General features: G+C 68.2%; 1 protein-coding gene. It reads left to right on the forward strand.

Annotated elements, in window-relative coordinates; genetic code table 11:
• Window positions 1-1,069 (forward strand): RNA-guided endonuclease InsQ/TnpB family protein (locus NFT33_RS19120; RefSeq protein ID WP_309296169.1); only part of this gene is annotated, 1,069 nt, incomplete at both ends.

Genomic DNA, 1,069 nt, shown 5'->3' on the forward strand with positions numbered 1-1,069 from the left:
TCAATCATGCCCATTCGAGCCTTCCGCTTCCAGTTACGCCCCACACCCGGCACCGCCCACACCCTGCGCCGGTTCGCCGGCGCGTGCCGCTGGGTGTGGAACCGGGCCATCGGCGAGCAGCAGCGACTGCGGGTGGCGGGCGAGAAGTTCTCCGGCTATGCGGCGATGTGCCGCTGGCTGACGGCGTGGCGCAACGACCCGGACACGGCGTGGCTGGCCGAAACCCCCGTGCAGGCACAGCAGCAGACGCTCAAGCGGCTGGAGGCGAGCTACCGGCGCTTCTTCGGGGGCCAGGGCGGCTATCCGAGGTTCCGGGGTCGGGGCCAGGATGCGGGGCTGCGGTTTCCGAAGGCGTCGGACTGCAAGCTCGACGCTGAGAACCAGCGCATCAAGCCACCGAAGCTGGGCTGGATGCGGATGCGTCAGTCGCAGCCGGTCGAGGGCGAGGTTCGGAACTGGACGCTGACACAGGAGCGGGGCCGCTGGTTCGTGTCGATCCAGGTGGAGCAAGCGGAGGTGATCCCGGCGGCGGGACTGGTGCCGACGCTGGGGATCGATTTTGGCGTGACGCTGTTCGCGGCGACGACGGACGGAGAGTGCGTGGCGCCGCTGAACGCCCTGAAGAAACAGCAGAAGTACCTGAAGCGGGTCCAGCGCAGTGTCTCGCGCAAGGTGAAGGGGTCGAAGAATCGACGCAAGGCGATCGACCGATTGGGCAGAGTGCATGCCCGGATCGCGGCGCAGCGCAACGACTGGCTGCACAAGCTGACGACGGAGTGGGCAGATGCGCATCCGGTGATCGCCATCGAGGATCTGAAGGTGGCGGCGATGAGCGCCAGCGCCAAGGGCACAGCCACCGAGCCAGGGCAACGAGTGCGGCAGAAAGCGGGACTGAACCGCTCGATCCTCGATCAGGCGTGGGGCGAGGCAAGGCGACAACTGGAGTACAAGACAGCGGCCCGAGGCGGTGCAGTGGTGCCCGTGGACCCGGCGTACACGAGCCAGCGGTGCAGCGCCTGCGGGCACACGGCCAGGGAGAACCGGCCGACGCAAGCCCGCTTCGAGTGCG

This window comes from Sphaerotilus sp. FB-3 (assembly GCF_023706025.1).
Classification (GTDB): domain Bacteria; phylum Pseudomonadota; class Gammaproteobacteria; order Burkholderiales; family Burkholderiaceae_C; genus Sphaerotilus; species Sphaerotilus sulfidivorans.